The organism is Mesorhizobium sp. M00.F.Ca.ET.216.01.1.1, assembly GCF_004010325.2.
In the GTDB taxonomy this organism is placed as follows: domain Bacteria; phylum Pseudomonadota; class Alphaproteobacteria; order Rhizobiales; family Rhizobiaceae; genus Mesorhizobium.
In genome coordinates this window covers 139,060-153,648 of the sequence record NZ_SADR02000017.1, presented here as the reverse complement: position 1 = coordinate 153,648, position 14,589 = coordinate 139,060, and the positions used below count along the sequence as shown (strand labels likewise).

Below are 14,589 nucleotides of genomic sequence, written 5' to 3'. Positions count from 1 at the left end.
GCTTCCAATGACGATCAGGCTTGTTCTCGCCGGCTGCGGCAATATGGGTTACGCCATGCTCTCGGGCTGGCTGAAATCCGGCAAGCTGCCATCGGCGGCGGTTTTTGTGGTCGAGCCCAACGCCGATTTGCGCAAGCGCGCCGAAGCGCTGGGCTGCGGCACCGCCGCGGATGCCGACGGCATTCCGGCGGACGCCGTGCCGGCCCTCGTCGTCATCGCCGTCAAGCCGCAGGTGATCCGCGACGTAATCGCTGCTTACAAGCGTTTCGGTGACGGCCGCACCACCTTCGTCAGCATCGCCGCAGGAACGCCGGTCGCAACCTTCGAAGGCATACTGGGGAAACGCGCGCCGATCGTGCGCTGCATGCCCAACACGCCGGCGGCCATCGGCAAGGGCATGATGGTGGTATTTTCCAACAGGCTGGTTTCCGACGACACCAAGCGTTTCGTCGCCGACCTGCTTTCGGCGAGCGGGCAGGTGGCTGATATCGATGACGAGAGCCTGATGGATGCGGTGACGGCAGTGTCCGGATCGGGGCCAGCCTATATCTTCCACTTCATCGAAGCGCTGACCGTGGCCGCCGAGAAGGCCGGCCTGCCGGCCAGGACCGCCAGGCTGCTGGCCATGCAGACCGTCTACGGCGCCGCCTCGCTGGCCGCCGAAAGCGGCGAAGAGCCTGGTGTGCTCAGACAACAGGTGACCAGCCCCAACGGCACGACGGCCGCCGCCCTCGCCGTGCTGATGGGCGAGGACCGACTGACGCGTCTGCTGACCGAAGCCGTGGAAGCGGCGCGGCTCAGGTCGATCGAGCTGGGGAAGTGACGGTGGTTTGCGGGTCACGCGAGATCGGTATGCGAAAAGTCATTGCCCTTGTAGAGCAGCACTGCGTCCCGGCACTTGGCGCAAGCATAAGAGAGGCAGTCGGCGAGGTTGAGCTGGGCGGGATGCCCGCGTCCTTTTCCATTGTCTGAAAAAGCCTGGATGGCGAGCTTGGCATCGCCAGCGTCGATCGGCACAATTTTGATTTCAGCCTCCCGAAGAAGTGCCTCTATCGCCGCCTCCGCGACAAGCGGCTCGACGGCAAGCATGGTGGAAAGCCGCATCGCCGCTTCAAGCACCACAAGTGCGGAGGTTATCCTTCTTGGTGCCTGTTCGATGCGGTTGCTCCACTCGCCGGCATCCTCTTCTCCCGAAAGAATCGCGACTACCACTGAGGTGTCGACGAACATCAGGGATGCCCCCACATCTCATCGATCTCATCCTTGCTCACAGGCCGACCGCCCTGGCCTGCTTTGGTTTTGAAGTCGTTAGCAATGGCTGCGAGGCGCTCCGCCAAGGGAATGCGCCCGCTTTCCCGGTTCAATTCGGATTCCAGCGCTTCGACGACAGCCTCGGTCATGGAGATCTTGCGTTTGGCAGCAAGCCGTCCTGCCAGTTCTCGCGCGCGCGGATCCCTGATCTGGAGATTCATTGCGATCGACCTCCGGCCATTCTTTGTCACTACATTATACAGAATTTGTCATGACAGCGCCAGAGGACTCGGGTCGAGGTTTCGGGGGGATGCCCCTACGGCTTCAAGTCCTGTATAGCATCTCGTCCTGCAGCCGGCGCAAGGCGAACAGCCTGGTCGTCGGGTCGGGCGCGGCATTGTCGGCGGTCAGCAGCTCGCCCTTCCTGACCGGTTTCAGCACCTTGCCGCCTTCGAGCAGACCGACCGGCACGGCATGATGGGCGCGGGCCTCGGCGACCGTCATGGTCCAGGAGCGGTAGCAGGTCTCGCCGATCGCATCGAAGGTCTCTCCGGTGGCCAGGTCGCGCTTGGCAACAGCACAAACCTCGGCGACCGGCGTCGGCAGCGGCACCATGTCCGCCTTGCCGTAAAGCGCGATGCGCGCAGCGGTCAGCGGCACTTCCAGCGAAGTCAGGTGATAGGGCCGGAAGAAGCTGTAATAGGGGCCGTGGCCGATATGCAGATCGTCCATGCGCTCGATGACGCGTGGATGCGTCGCCTCGACGATGACGAAGACGCCGGGCGCCACGCCCTTGCCGATCGTATAGTCGACGACGCCCTTCTTCGATAGGATGCCGCCGTGCTCGCGCGGGATCAGCACCCTGGCCAGTTCGTCGCGATCAGCTTTCGGGCCGTGCATGCCGGGAACGTCCGGCACTAGCCCGGTGGCGTTGGCGATGGCGCACATCTCGACCATGGTCTTCGAACCGTCGATGAACTCGACCAGCATGCGCGGGTTCATGTTGCGGCGAAGCGCTTCCTCGCGAAAGTCGTCGGGCACGGCGTCATGATTGAGCGGGTTGTTCTTGCCCTTGCCGGCCGAGACGATGGTGTAGTCGAGCGCGGAGGCGAACTCGATCAGCTCCATGCAGCTCGACGGCTCGTCGCCGGCGCCGACCGAATAGACGACGCCGAGCCGGTCGGCCTGCTGCTTCAGATAGCAGCCGATGGTGACGTCGGCCTCGACATTCATCATCACCAGATGCTTGCCGTGCTCCATCGCCATCAGGTCGAAATCGGCGGCGACACCGGGCTTGCCGGTGGCATCGATCACCACGTCGATCAGCGGATTGGTCACCAGCATCTCGTTCGAGGTGATGGCGATCTTGCCGCTCTCGATCGCCGCGGTGACGGTCGAAGCGGTCTCCGCTTCGACCGCCATCGCCTCGTCGCCATAGGCGATGCGGATGGCGTCACGCGCGGTGTGCGGCCGCCGCGTCGAGACGGCGCAGACCGAAATGCCCGGCATCAGCATGCCTTGCGTCACCAGATCGGTGCCCATCTCGCCGGAGCCGATGACGCCGATGCGCACCGGGCTGCCTTTGGCGGCGCGCTTGGCGAGATCGCGGGCAAGCCCGGTCAGGGCGACATTGGTCATGCACAAGTCCACTGCTTTTTGATTTGAAGGGGGAATAGCAGGGAACGGTAACTGTTTGCCAACAAAACCGGTGGCGGGGGGCAATTTCTCGCGGCTGGAGGCGATGGTGCTGCGATCGCCTATAAGTTCTGAATCAGCCGCGGTTAGCTCGGCCCGCGTCATCTTTTGGTGATGCGGGCCTTTTTTGCGCCGGCCGATAGCGTGTTTTTAAGCGGGTCAGCACAAAGCACGGCAAGGCAGGGGCTCCGCTTACGCAACGCAATTCCGATTCCGCGCGTTTTATCGGAGGAGGTCGATTTGACGGCCGGCCTCATGCGGCGACAAGGAGGCAACCAGGATGCCTAAGTTCAAAGAAGCACTTGAGCGCGGAAAAGCAGCTCGCCGTCAGCAGGGAGAGCATGCACGCGCTGAAAAGGCGCAGCGAGATGCCCCTTTGGCCGACTTCAGCGCGCAAGCCAGGGCCTGGCTAAACGATGTCGTAATTGCGTCGTTGGAAGCGGCCAAGGCTGACGTGGCAGATGACTTGACCGTCGACATAGACACCGCGCCACGCCGCCAGGCCAAAACGTCAACGCCGTCTATTCGGTTTCAGATCTACTGGAAGCGAGAATTGGAGAAGAAGGTCAGAAGGACGTTCACGGTCAGCGTTCAGGTGAGTGGGGAGGTGCTGGTGTCGGCGCCCGGGATAGTGGCGAAGGAGGTAGGAAATATAGGGGATAGATCTGACGAGCGGTTCCGCAACTTGCTAGCCGAACTGATCGAGGATGCCGCTAAGGGCACCTAGCAAGCCTGTAGGTGGGATCACGAAGGCCCGTCGCCAGCTTCGCGAGAGCACAATGGCACACGGTATTCCATCGCTGTCCCGGTCAGCTTGCCGCCCAATGGACAATTCTCGAGATACTTCTGGCCGCCGCGGCCAGTCGCACGGCCAGCCGTTTTGCACAAATGCATTTGTAGAGGTCTGGTTATGCCATCTACCTCGATACGCAAAACGGCGGGTCATGGCCCGGCTGTTCGTGCCAGATGACTTGCCGAAGGTCGCGCCTGTCGACCGGCTGGCCACAGACCGGGCATGACTAAAAATGGTCGCTCTCATGCTTGATGGGCTCGCCGTGCCGTGTGCCGACGATCCGCGGCCCCAATCCGGAAAGCTTGGTCATCGTGCCGGCAAGGCCTGCGCGGCCCTTGTCAGGGTTGCCCGATCGTTACCGTGCTTGCTGATCAGCTCGCGCACCTGTTGCGGCGTTATGTTGTTCTTGAGGGCGAAATAGTTCACCTCATAATCGTCATCGGCCGAGATCCGCTTGCGGTCGCGAAAGTCGCGTTTGCTTTTGTCATCTGCCATTTCGGTTCCTCCTTGACAGATCCTATTATGTGCACTCTGGCTAATATAAGCCGGTGATCTAGACTCGGTTCCATGCGTGGGTGCCGGCACTGGCCGGCTAGAGTTTATTCCTCCGATGCTGCCTACCTTGGTCGCCAAGCAGCCCCAAGGCGTCAGAATTGGAATATTATTTGATCGGGAGACGCATCCTATGATCGAGTTCTGGTTTTGCATTGGCAGCACTTACAGCTACTTGTCGGTGATGCGCTTGGCGCATGTGGAGGTGGCAACCGGAGTGCGCTTCCATTGGCGACCCTTCAATGTCCGCACCATCATGATCGAGATGGACAATATTCCTTTCCGCACGAAACCTGTGAAGGCTGCCTATATGTGGCGGGATGTTGAACGGCGTGCTGTGCTCTATGGCCTACTGCCGAAACTGCCCGCGCCATACCCGCTTGCCGAACTGGAACGCGCTAATCGCGTCGCTATCATCGCGGCCGCCGAGGGCTGGTGCCCGGCCTATGCGCGGGAGAGCTACCGGCGATGGTTCGAAGCCGGGGAGCCTGCCGGCAGCGAGCCCAACCTTTCCGTCAGCATTGGTGCTGCCGGGCAGGATACGGAGCGCGTGCTACGGCTCGCTGATTCCGACAAAGGGAAAGCCGATCTTGACCAGGCCACTGAACAGGCCAAAGCCCTCGGCATCTTCGGCTCCCCCAGTTTCGTTGTCGACGGAGAGTTGTTCTGGGGGGACGACCGCCTCGACGATGCGATTCGCTGGCTACGACAGATGGAAAGTGGCCCGCCGGACTGACGTCATCCTGCGACAGCTATCTTCGATCGAGAATTGTCGCGTCTGGGCGACTACCGACGCCCTCGTAGTGCTGGCCGGCGGCGAGGACCCAGCATAAGAGTGGTCATCGTTGCACTAGCGCACGCCACCGCTAACAGTGCGACAATGCCAGCAGAGTTGGCCTTTTGCTCTACGCGAGACGAGACGACGTGCTTTGCAGGCAAAGCGTTGTGAACCAGCGCATCCAGATCGGACCTGCTCCCCTGTCGAATGGAATAGGCGCGAGTGAACTCCGCACCGAGAAGAAAAATTTCCGATGAGTAGTAAACCCAGAGGAGTATGACGAGCAGCCCGCCAGCGGCGCCGTATGAAGACGCAATGGCGCTGGTGCCGATATACCAACCGATAAGTGATTTTCCGAGCGTGAATAGGGCAGCGGTCACAACAGCACCAATCCCGACATCGCGCCATTCGAGAGTTCGATCGGGCAACACTTTGTAGATAGCCGCGAACATCCCTGAGATCAGGACAAACGAAACAACCGCGTTGATCAAGCCGAGGACGATTGTGCCGAACGGCAGGCGAGCGTTGATGATGTCACCCAGCGCCGAGATCGCCGCGCTCGCTACGAGAGATACGAGCAACATGAAACCGAGTGCAGCGACCAAACCCAGACTTGCTGCACGTGCCCGCACCAGACGCGACAACGACATGCTCTGAGGTTCGACCTTCCATATTGTGTTCAGCGACTGCTGCATTTCGCCAAAGACGCCAGATGCGGTCACGAACAAAGTGACCATGCCAATGACTGCCGCCCAGGTTCCGGATGATTTGCTGGATGCGCTCTCGAGCGCGGTCTGAAGGAGACCTGCGCTTTCTGGCCCCATCAGCCCCTCGATCTGAGCAGACAACGCCAGTTGTGCAGCATCATGACCGAAAACGAGACCTGCGATTGCGACCACAATCAGCAAGATTGGCGCCAGCGATGTGGTGACATAAAAAGCCATTGCCGCGCCATGACCAAGAGCATTGTCGTTGACAAAGCCAACTACGCTTTCTCGCACCAAGTCCCATGCATCTGTGATTACGGGTCGCATTTTGAGACCGTGGGCAGTGAGCCGCAATGGTGTCAGTAGCAATGCGCCAGGACTTCCGATGTTCCGGTTGCGGGCGTCAGGTCCGTATTTGATTGAGGATGCGATCAGAGATCCCGGTGCGGACGGGTCGGCCGTGAGGGCCAGGCGCTTGCGCCAACCACATGGCATCGCCTCCGGAGACGGGGAACCTATAGGGGGGCCCTAGGGTTGCCAATTCCTGGGTTCTTTACCGTTTAGAGGAGCGGCATAATTTGGCTTCGGGCGACCGCGCCTGGGAGTGCCTTCAGTGCCGTTCTATAGTCGGCTCCAAGCGCCTTCCTCGAAATCATGGGAAGGTCTATTTAGAACAGATTATTCGACGATCTCGACGCATGCTCGAAGACTTCCCAGTTCGAGCTGTAGTCATGACTCGCCCGGCATATCCGCGCGCCACCTCGTCTCACTGACCCGGATCGTCTGCAATCCTTATGAAGTCCGCTCGCGCACCATGCGTTTGCTTGTGAACAGATCAATTCAAATACTCTGCGGCAAGTTCGGTGTAGTCGAAACTGCCCGTTCGCCCGCCGAGGTGTTTGGCCAGAAAATCCTCGATGAGACGGGCGCGTTTGACCTTGGTCTGCCAACGATTGTAGCCGTGGCCTTCCTTCTCGAAATAGACCCCCGTCACATCCTTCCCGGCTGCTTTCAAGGCGCGTTCGAACTCTTCCGATTGCTCGAAGCCGACGATTCGATCTTCCTTGCCTGCGGTGATCAGGATCGCACCTTGGACGTTCGCGGCATGTGTAAGAGGTGAGCGCTGCCGCATTTCGTCAAGGTCGGCTTTGTTGTTCGGGTCACCAAAGTAGCGTTTTACCTCGTCAAGATGCAGACCCCACGAGAAGGGGTTGTTCTGCATCTGGTAGGCGATGTCGGTTACACCATACTCGACGATCGCTGCCTTGAAGAGGCCCGGGTCGCGGGTCATCGCCAGAGCAGCGGAATAGCCCCCGTAGCTGCCGCCCATGACCGCCATGTTTGCCTTGTCCGCAATGCCTTCTCCGACAAGCCAGTTTGCGGCATCGACGATGTCGTCCTGCATGGCTTTGCCGAACTGGCCGTAGCCGGCCGCGCGGAAGTTTTTGCCATAGCCGGTTGAACCGCGGAAATTGACAGCGAGCACCGCATAGCCGCGGTTGGCGAGGAACTGATAGTCGTGATTGTAGGCCCAGACTTCTTGTTGGGCCGGCCCGCCATGGATAATGACGATCGCCGGTAGGTTCTTTGGCTCGATACCGTGCGGCAGCGTCAGAAACGCCGGGATTTCCAGCCCGTCGCGCGCCTTGAATGAGACCGGTCTGGTTTCGGCCAAAGCATCCTTGTGCCTGCGAAAGTCGTATTCGCCAATCTTGGTTGATTCGCCTTTCTCCAGGTCGTAGAGAAAATATTCGAAGGACTGTTCCCGCCATGAGCGAGCGACCGTGACGAAGCGCCCATCTGGGGATGAAGCGATGACGTTGAAGTCGACCGGATTGTCACCATCGAGAAGCAGCTTCAGGAACATTTTGCCAGCGGGTGTGAACGACCGATATTGCGTATAACCATCTTCGAACGTAACAAAATCAGGCTCCGTGGCTTGATCGGCGAGCGTGACGTCCTTCCTGGCATCAACTTTCGGGTGCTCGGCAACAACGGTTTCCGCTCCTGTCTGGGGATCGATCGTCACTAGCGCAATGCGATCGCGGCCGCGATCTGATATAGCGTAGATCGGCTTGCCGGCAGCAGGAGCATAGAGAATCGCGAAGGTGTCGCTAGCGCCGGCTTTGGTGAGTGTCCGCCACGGATCACTGGCGCTGTCGCGAATGAGAAATTGCGCGCCGCCGTCCTCGAGCCGATCGACGCGGATCACCGGAACGCCGGAGCGGTCGAGCCACCAATCGAAGCTCTTGCCTTCGTTTTTTTCCAACAGCTGTTTGCCGCCGCCATCCTGACGCACGGTGTAAAGATCCAAGAGCGCCGGGTCCCGATCGTTGGAGGCCACCACGAGGCGGTCATTCGGCTCCGAAGCCGCGGAAACTATGCGCCAGTTTTGGAAACCGCGAGGCGTAATGTCAGTCCACTGATCGTGGGCCGGCTTTGCCGGGTCTATCTGCCAAAGACGTCCTTCGGCAGCTACGATCAACTTGTTGTTGTAGGGATGCCAGCGGAAATCGTCAAATTCCACACCGGAGAGGGTGAGAAAAGGTCTGCTCTCTCCGCTCCGCTTTATACGAATGACCGTTTTCGTCCAGTCAACGCCATACCACGCAAGCAGGCGGCCATCATGGGACGGCTTATACTCCCATTCCGCTCCTGTGTTGGCGAAGAAGTCGCGCACCGGAACAAGCGGTGCCAGGATTGCTCTTGTGAGGGACGGATGTGTCGGTGCTTCGTCGCGCAGGAAATAAGAGTAGGCGCCAAGTGCCGCACTCGTGACAACAGCTAGGATGAATCCGACAATTCTCAGCAAGCGCATAAGTTGTCCTAGGAGTGTGATCCGATGCTCAACATTCGGTTGACTCACAATCAGAAAGGCAGAGACAACCTGAGGCACATAAAAAACAGGCGCTCCTTCCGCAAAAGAAAAGCTGGCAAACAGCGATTTTGACTATGCATAAAGTATACACTAAAATATACTAAACAAAACATACGCTATAATAGCCGTTATTACGGAATATACAATAAAATTAAGTCTTATGTTGACATATTTTAGGAAAAGATCAATTAATAACATTGCAAAAAACAATGCTGCCGCCGCATAAAGCTTTTCCACTAATCTCTCCTCCTTCGCCTACCGCGTTCCATGAATACGGCAAGCGAAGTTACTCCTTGGAGAAAACCGAACAGAAGTTTTATCCCCCACCAGAATCAAATGGCAGAACCGGTCACTTGAGCTAGCGTAAACCGCTCAGATCGCCTCTGAAGCCACCTCTGCCTACAGACTCGCCCATACCAGTAGCCACACTACCCCCGTAAGCTCCAGCGTAGTAACCTCCCAATCCGCCGGCTGCTGCGCCGACGCGTCCCCCTGTTGGTCCAACGCGGCTGCCTATCGTGCCACCAACAACACTTCCTATTGCCGCGCCGACGCGACCCAGATGTGAATTTTCATTAAGACCATTGCTTCCACTTCCACCGCCCCTCTCACCACCGAATGCGACGCGAACCCCTAGTTTTTCTTCGAGTGTGCCGAACATCTCATTTCTCCGCATCGTTGACGTTGTGAAAAGAAGATTGCGAACGCACGAAGGCATCTTTAACACCCATCTGAGGTTGTCAACAAAACTATCGTTACAATTTTAGATGGTGCTAAATTGAGCGGCCTTACCTCGCAGCCTGCTTCGTTATCATGGTTTACGCGATCGACCTTTAAATACACACCGCTGATCGTCGAGATCGTGGTCGTGGCGATCGTCCTGCGCCTGCTGGGTCTGGTTCAGCCCTTTGTGTTCCAGACGATCATTGATCGGGTGCTGCCTTTTCAACGTGAGGCAACGCTCGTCCTGATTGTTGTGATCCTCGCGCTTACGACACTTTTTTCCGCAGGGCTGGATGCTCTGGCGGCCTTTCTCGGCAACCACATGTCCAACCGATTGACGGCAGAACTCGCGCATCGGATCTTCCGTCACGTCCTTAACTTGCCACTGCGCTATCTCCAACAATGGCAGGTCGGCGAGACACTTGCCCGCATCCAGGAGATCGATACCGTCAGGGGATTTTTGACCGGCACGGTTTCCGGCATTGCACTCGACATACTTTTCGCGGTCATTTATATCGGCGCGTTGCTGTCGATCAGCCCGTTCCTTACGCTGATCGTGCTGGTCATGTTACCGCTTCAGATTGTTGTGTTTGGCCTGATCGGACCATTTGTCCGGCGCCGGATGCAGGAATCGTTTCTGGCTGGCTCCCACCATCAATCGCGCCTTGTCGAGGCATTTGCGAACGCTGCTACCGTCAAGGCTCTGACGTCTGAAGGCGTGCAGGTCGAGCGGTTTCAGGAGACGTTGAACACAAGTCTTCTCGCGGGCTTCCGGGTCGCGAAACTCAACATCCTGAACAGTTTCGTTGGCGACCTTCTCTGCAACGGGTCGGTGATCCTGATTATCTTCTTCGGTTCCCGGCTGGTTTTTCAGAACGAGATCACACTTGGAGAACTGATTGCGTTTCACCTTTTGGCGGAGAAGGTGTCAGGACCAATCCTGTCGCTGTCGTCGATATGGGAGCAGTGGCAGGGACTGAGGGTCGCCCGGTTGCGGCTGGGGGATTTTCTGAACACACCCGCCGAGACAGACACACCCAGGCCCAAATTACTGATCGAAGGACCACTGCATCTTAGCCTGAAAGGTCTGTCGTTCGGTTACCTGCCGGACCAGGCCGTCATCCGCGACATGACGCTCGACATAGGCCCAAATCGTTCAACGATCATCGTCGGAGATTCCGGCCGCGGCAAGTCTACCCTGGCCAAATTGATGAGCGGTCTCTACGAGCCGGATGACGGATATGTCGAGGCGAACGGCCACAAACTTGCGGATTGTGATCCGCGCAGTGTTAGGCATTCGATTGCCTATCTGCCGCAGGAGCCGGCATTGTTTTCAGGCTCAATAATGGACAATTTGCTTTTGGCGAAGCCTGACGCCACGAATGAAGAAATCAACAAGGCGCTTGCCGACAGCGCGAGCGACCGGTTCATCGCTCAGCTCCCGGACGGTATCCATACCGATGTCGGCGAGCGCGGCGCCTTTCTCTCCGGCGGTCAGCGCCAGCGCGTTGCCCTGGCGCGGTCACTTCTGGCTGGCCCCGCTGCCCTTATACTAGACGAACCGACCAGCGCGCTCGACGCGCAGTCGGCGGGTGTGGTCGTCGAGACACTGAAGCGTCTGGCTCGAGAGAAGACATTGATTGTCATCACCCACAATCCCAGCCTGCTCGGCAAAGACGCGAATGTGATCGATTTGGACCGACCCGAATTCTATCGTCGGCTGGGACTGGCGGAGCGTGTGCCTGCATGATGGAGGATGGCGTAGGCAAGCCGGTCTCGCCGACCATTCGCCTGACTGCTTGGCTCCTTATTGGGATGTTCGTAACGGTCATCCTCGGCAGTTATGTCGCCAGGACGGAAATCGTTGCGCGCGGTCAGGGCAAGGTAATTCCCACCAATCGGGTTCAGGTCGTGCAGCCTCAGGTCGATGGCAAGATCGTCAAGATCTTGGTTGTCGAAGGCCAGTCCGTCAAAGCCGGTGATCTGCTGGTGGCAATGGATACCACAACGGTCGAGAGTGAAATCAAGCGTATCGAGGTAAGCATCGAACGGCAGCTTCAGGAGGAAGCTGTGGCACGCTCAATCATCGCCCCGCTTTCCAATACCGATCCGACAAGTGAAGGCTTCGTCGAAACCGGCATGGTGGTTTTTCAGCGCGAGAAGACCAGCTTGCCGGCAAAAATCAATGGCGCGGATGCATTTGTCGAAGCCGTGCTCTCGGCGCTTCGCGATCAGGTAGCCCAGGCCAACGCGCAATTGACCCGCATCGCACGCAGCCGGGACGCTCAACAAGTGCGTCTTGAACACGCGCGTTCCGATCGCGAAATCGTCTCGCAAAGGTTTGCTTCAGCAGAGATGTTGAGAAAGCAAGGAACGATCAGCGAATTCGACTATCTTGAGCGGCTGCGGGAACAAAAATCGATAGAGAGCGAGGCGCTGATTGCCGAACGCGAACTCGACGGGCTTGCCGCCGAAGCCGAGGCGATGATCAAGCAGCGGACGAGCGTCATATCCACAGCTCTCTCCACCTATCGCAAGCAATTAAACGATGCGGAGATCGTGCTTCAGGGCCTGAACGCCGACTTGCGTGCCGCAACGAACCAACTTGCCAATCTTTCTCTCAAAGCGCCGGCGAGCGGCAGGATCGAAAAGCTTTCGGTATTCACGGTGGGCGGCTTTGTCGAAGCCGGCTCGACCCTGATGTCGATCGTGCCTTCCGACGATGATATCGAGATCGAAGCTTTTTTTGACAACCGCGATGTCGGCTTCCTCGAAAGCGGTCAACAGGCGTTCGTCAAATTCGATGCATTTCCAGCAGAGCGTTTCGGTATCGTGCATGGCCGTGTCACCAGTGTCGGCGCCGATGCAAGAGGCGATGTGGTTCCAGACAAGTGGGTCTATGTCGTCCGCCTGAAGCTGGAACGGCGCAATATCCAGATGGCCGAACGATCAATCAAGTTCGCGCCTGGTATGACGGCGACAATCGACGTGATCACCGGCGAGAGGCGGCTGATCAGCTACTTCTTCGAACCCATTCTAAAGGCGATCCAGGACAGTTTTGGGGAACGGTAGTGGACGAACGATTAGGGGCCAAGGAAAACGAAAGAATAGGATATTTCGAGGCGCTGGGTATGGTGACGGCGCTCGCGTTAGCCTCAGAGCTCCATCGCGATTGGTCCATATCCGATGTTGACCACAATATCATCCCGGCCTTGCGCGTCGGGCAGTGCAAGATTTATCGCGATGACCGTGGACAGCCGACAGCTTGCGTCACTTGGGCGGTGGTGGATAAGGAAACTCACTCGGAATTACTTTTGTTCGGGCGAACACCCCCCTCAGGAAAATGGTCCTCCGGACCGCATCTGTGGTTTATCGATGCAATCACACCCTTCGGGCATCCCATTCATCTCGTACGGGACTTACAGCGCAATCATTTTGCCCATTTGAGGGAGGCTCATGCGATCCGGCGAAACCCCGACGGAAGCATTAAAAGAATCCAGACGTGGCGCAATCGGGTCTTATAGAGGACCAATTTTGTAACAGAATAGTGGGCGCAACGCCTTATATGTCAAGGGTTTCAGTGATTTTCAAAGGGATAGGCTGGTGCTGCGAGAGAGGATTGAACTCGCTCAAAACCACCACAAATATCTGTTCTTATTGGCTTTTTTCTGCCGCTCGATCTGCGCTGTGTACCAGCGCTGTGTCTTCAAAGCAACCCTGATGCGCTAGATCGTCGACGCTCTATGTGACGCCGCTTGCAAAGGCCGGATACTGCCGGTGGCACGAACAACCAAACGATACCCCATCCATTGGTTCCCCAGCTCAGAGAGCGAGCGGTGACGGGCTGACTTAACGTAAACAAAGATTGCGTCTAATTCCTCTACCTTCCCCAAACCGGTCGACAAATACCAAGGCTCCCCCCGAAGCCTCTCGTCGAGCCGTCTAGCGGCAGTTAGAGGGTCTGTTCTCATATTCCGTGGCCACCTACCAAAGCGAGCCCGCCAAACGAGTTAACGATGGAAGGCATAGGAATGATCCATGCATAGTCCCCATTTCGGCTTGCTGCGAAGACTAAGCCGACGGCCGCACTCCCATCCTCAGTTACCACGAGGCTTCCCGAATCGCCCGGGAGGGCGAAGGCGTCTGTGGTGCTGTGGACAGTCCAGACATCTTGAAACCAGACAACGCCTTTGAAATTCTTCGAATTGTATCCAATGGGGATCGGCGTGGGGACCAGTGCCTCTACAAATCCCCTTGTCAGCCCAGTCGTTCGCCCGAACTTCTTAACTGCCATTCCTGATAGTGGCGTCGATGTGTTGGTGGGCGTGTCGTACCCATCAGCAACATCGCCCTGCCAAGAGGTTAGCAATGCAGGATTTGTTGCACGAGCGAGCGCCAAGTCCGAGTCGCAAGGGTTGACGAAGTTCGGGTCGCCACTTCGCAATTCATGGATGAGTTCGTGCCGACCTACTTCGCCGGGCGCTCGCATGGTAGGGCGACCATCAGAGCTACTTGGGGAAAGGACCGGTTGGCCACTCGGAACGTGGTTGCACCCAGCCAAAACATGGTTGTTCGACAGTAGGTAGATGTTTTGAGAGCCGTTGCGACGTACAAGCGCGCCTAAAGTGCCCGTTGAGCTTTCGGATGTCGGTGCGCAGGAGCTTCCGCACGCTATACGATTGTTGCGTTCAAACAAATATCCATGGTTTGTCGAACTCGATGCTGCATCGGGGCGAACAGTGACTGGCCCCATTCTGTGCCCTTTGATCGGAACGCCGTCTACAGATTTTGGAAGTGACTTAATTAACTTCTGTGAGCCATTCATCAGATAAATGTGAACGCTCGGATTATCCTTCCCCACTTCGTAGCCTACTGATTGTACAACTATGCCGCCGAAGCTTTCTCGGGCTTCTTCAATAACCTCGTCCGCATCGGCGACAGCAACGGCTTGGGCCAGTGATCTAACCTCAACTGGCCCGTGCGCCGCACTATAACGCCCTTCCCTCAGAAATTCGTATGCGAGCAGTTTTGCAACTTCCTCCGCATCTGCCATGTAGCCCCCCTTTGTTGCCTATCTAATGAGGTTACCTATGTTTTGCGGTATCCGGAAGCCGTCAACGCCTCCTTAGCATTCGGACCAGTGAGGTTTCGGATTTGGTCGCCGTGAGACGGACGGCATCGTCGCGTGGGATCCAAAGAAGCTCCTCCATCC

At 57.6% G+C, this 14,589-nt stretch carries 13 protein-coding genes; 6 read left to right on the top strand and 7 right to left on the bottom strand.

What is annotated here, in order from left to right; all coding sequences use genetic code 11:
- The first annotated feature begins 7 nt into the window (after positions 1-7).
- Positions 8-823 carry a pyrroline-5-carboxylate reductase gene (gene proC, locus EN859_RS21980; RefSeq protein WP_127854819.1) on the top strand — a complete coding sequence of 272 codons (816 nt, stop codon included), beginning with the start codon at positions 8-10 and terminating at the stop codon, positions 821-823.
- Positions 824-837: 14 nt separating this feature from the next.
- Here proC and EN859_RS21975 read toward each other — a convergent pair whose 3' ends face one another.
- The 3 genes from EN859_RS21975 to EN859_RS21965 all read right to left on the bottom strand — a co-directional run bounded on the left by EN859_RS21975 (position 838) and on the right by EN859_RS21965 (position 2,889).
- Entirely contained in the window at positions 838-1,230 is a 393-nt protein-coding gene (locus EN859_RS21975) for a type II toxin-antitoxin system VapC family toxin (RefSeq protein ID WP_127854818.1), read from the bottom strand.
- Positions 1,230-1,472 (bottom strand): type II toxin-antitoxin system VapB family antitoxin, encoded by a 243-nt coding sequence (locus EN859_RS21970; protein WP_127854817.1) that lies wholly within the window; start codon positions 1,470-1,472, stop codon positions 1,230-1,232. Before EN859_RS21970 ends, EN859_RS21975 begins: the two co-directional genes overlap by 1 nt.
- A 103-nt stretch (positions 1,473-1,575) precedes the next feature.
- Positions 1,576-2,889 carry an NAD(P)H-dependent oxidoreductase gene (locus tag EN859_RS21965; protein ID WP_127854816.1) on the bottom strand — a complete coding sequence of 438 codons (1,314 nt, stop codon included), beginning with the start codon at positions 2,887-2,889 and terminating at the stop codon, positions 1,576-1,578.
- A 337-nt stretch (positions 2,890-3,226) separates the two neighbouring features.
- Between EN859_RS21965 and EN859_RS21960 the strand changes: the two genes are divergently transcribed.
- The gene (locus EN859_RS21960) at positions 3,227-3,673 is read left to right on the top strand and encodes a hypothetical protein (protein ID WP_127854815.1); all 447 of its coding nucleotides are present in this window, start codon (positions 3,227-3,229) and stop codon (positions 3,671-3,673) included.
- Positions 3,674-4,045: 372 nt separating this feature from the next.
- Here EN859_RS21960 and EN859_RS21950 read toward each other — a convergent pair whose 3' ends face one another.
- On the bottom strand, positions 4,046-4,234 hold the full coding sequence (locus EN859_RS21950) for a DUF3606 domain-containing protein (protein WP_127854814.1): 189 nt from the start codon (positions 4,232-4,234) through the stop codon (positions 4,046-4,048).
- Positions 4,235-4,424: 190 nt separating this feature from the next.
- On the opposite strand from EN859_RS21950, the gene EN859_RS21945 reads away from it, so the two are divergent.
- Positions 4,425-5,027, top strand: coding sequence for a DsbA family protein (locus EN859_RS21945; RefSeq protein WP_127854813.1), 603 nt, complete (start codon positions 4,425-4,427; stop codon positions 5,025-5,027).
- A gap of 50 nt (positions 5,028-5,077) precedes the next feature.
- Here the strand turns inward: EN859_RS21945 and EN859_RS21940 are convergent, their stop codons facing one another.
- On the bottom strand, positions 5,078-6,103 hold the full coding sequence (locus tag EN859_RS21940) for a YihY/virulence factor BrkB family protein (RefSeq protein ID WP_127854812.1): 1,026 nt from the start codon (positions 6,101-6,103) through the stop codon (positions 5,078-5,080).
- Between the two features lie 508 nt (positions 6,104-6,611).
- Positions 6,612-8,594 carry a S9 family peptidase gene (locus EN859_RS21935; protein ID WP_127854811.1) on the bottom strand — a complete coding sequence of 661 codons (1,983 nt, stop codon included), beginning with the start codon at positions 8,592-8,594 and terminating at the stop codon, positions 6,612-6,614.
- An 838-nt stretch (positions 8,595-9,432) separates the two neighbouring features.
- Between EN859_RS21935 and EN859_RS21930 the strand changes: the two genes are divergently transcribed.
- The 3 genes from EN859_RS21930 to EN859_RS21920 are packed head-to-tail and all read left to right on the top strand — an operon-like array spanning position 9,433 to position 12,901.
- Positions 9,433-11,127 carry a peptidase domain-containing ABC transporter gene (locus EN859_RS21930; protein WP_245525650.1) on the top strand — a complete coding sequence of 565 codons (1,695 nt, stop codon included), beginning with the start codon at positions 9,433-9,435 and terminating at the stop codon, positions 11,125-11,127.
- Positions 11,124-12,449, top strand: a complete 1,326-nt coding sequence (locus EN859_RS21925; RefSeq protein WP_127854810.1) for an HlyD family type I secretion periplasmic adaptor subunit — start codon at positions 11,124-11,126, stop codon at positions 12,447-12,449. Before EN859_RS21930 ends, EN859_RS21925 begins: the two co-directional genes overlap by 4 nt.
- The gene (locus EN859_RS21920) at positions 12,449-12,901 is read left to right on the top strand and encodes a toxin-activating lysine-acyltransferase (RefSeq protein WP_245525649.1); all 453 of its coding nucleotides are present in this window, start codon (positions 12,449-12,451) and stop codon (positions 12,899-12,901) included. The genes EN859_RS21925 and EN859_RS21920 overlap by 1 nt, the downstream gene beginning before the upstream one ends.
- A 443-nt stretch (positions 12,902-13,344) precedes the next feature.
- Here EN859_RS21920 and EN859_RS21915 read toward each other — a convergent pair whose 3' ends face one another.
- Positions 13,345-14,430 (bottom strand): hypothetical protein, encoded by a 1,086-nt coding sequence (locus EN859_RS21915; RefSeq protein ID WP_127854809.1) that lies wholly within the window; start codon positions 14,428-14,430, stop codon positions 13,345-13,347.
- Positions 14,431-14,589: the final 159 nt, after the last annotated feature.

Coding starts and splice junctions, on each gene's coding strand:
- proC (WP_127854819.1), top strand. CDS start 8: ATGACGATCAGGCTTGTTCTCGCCGGCTGCGGCAATATGGGTTACGCC.
- EN859_RS21975 (WP_127854818.1), bottom strand. CDS start 1,230: ATGTTCGTCGACACCTCAGTGGTAGTCGCGATTCTTTCGGGAGAAGAG.
- EN859_RS21970 (WP_127854817.1), bottom strand. CDS start 1,472: ATGAATCTCCAGATCAGGGATCCGCGCGCGCGAGAACTGGCAGGACGG.
- EN859_RS21965 (WP_127854816.1), bottom strand. CDS start 2,889: ATGACCAATGTCGCCCTGACCGGGCTTGCCCGCGATCTCGCCAAGCGC.
- EN859_RS21960 (WP_127854815.1), top strand. CDS start 3,227: ATGCCTAAGTTCAAAGAAGCACTTGAGCGCGGAAAAGCAGCTCGCCGT.
- EN859_RS21950 (WP_127854814.1), bottom strand. CDS start 4,234: ATGGCAGATGACAAAAGCAAACGCGACTTTCGCGACCGCAAGCGGATC.
- EN859_RS21945 (WP_127854813.1), top strand. CDS start 4,425: ATGATCGAGTTCTGGTTTTGCATTGGCAGCACTTACAGCTACTTGTCG.
- EN859_RS21940 (WP_127854812.1), bottom strand. CDS start 6,103: ATGCGACCCGTAATCACAGATGCATGGGACTTGGTGCGAGAAAGCGTA.
- EN859_RS21935 (WP_127854811.1), bottom strand. CDS start 8,594: ATGCGCTTGCTGAGAATTGTCGGATTCATCCTAGCTGTTGTCACGAGT.
- EN859_RS21925 (WP_127854810.1), top strand. CDS start 11,124: ATGATGGAGGATGGCGTAGGCAAGCCGGTCTCGCCGACCATTCGCCTG.
- EN859_RS21915 (WP_127854809.1), bottom strand. CDS start 14,430: ATGGCAGATGCGGAGGAAGTTGCAAAACTGCTCGCATACGAATTTCTG.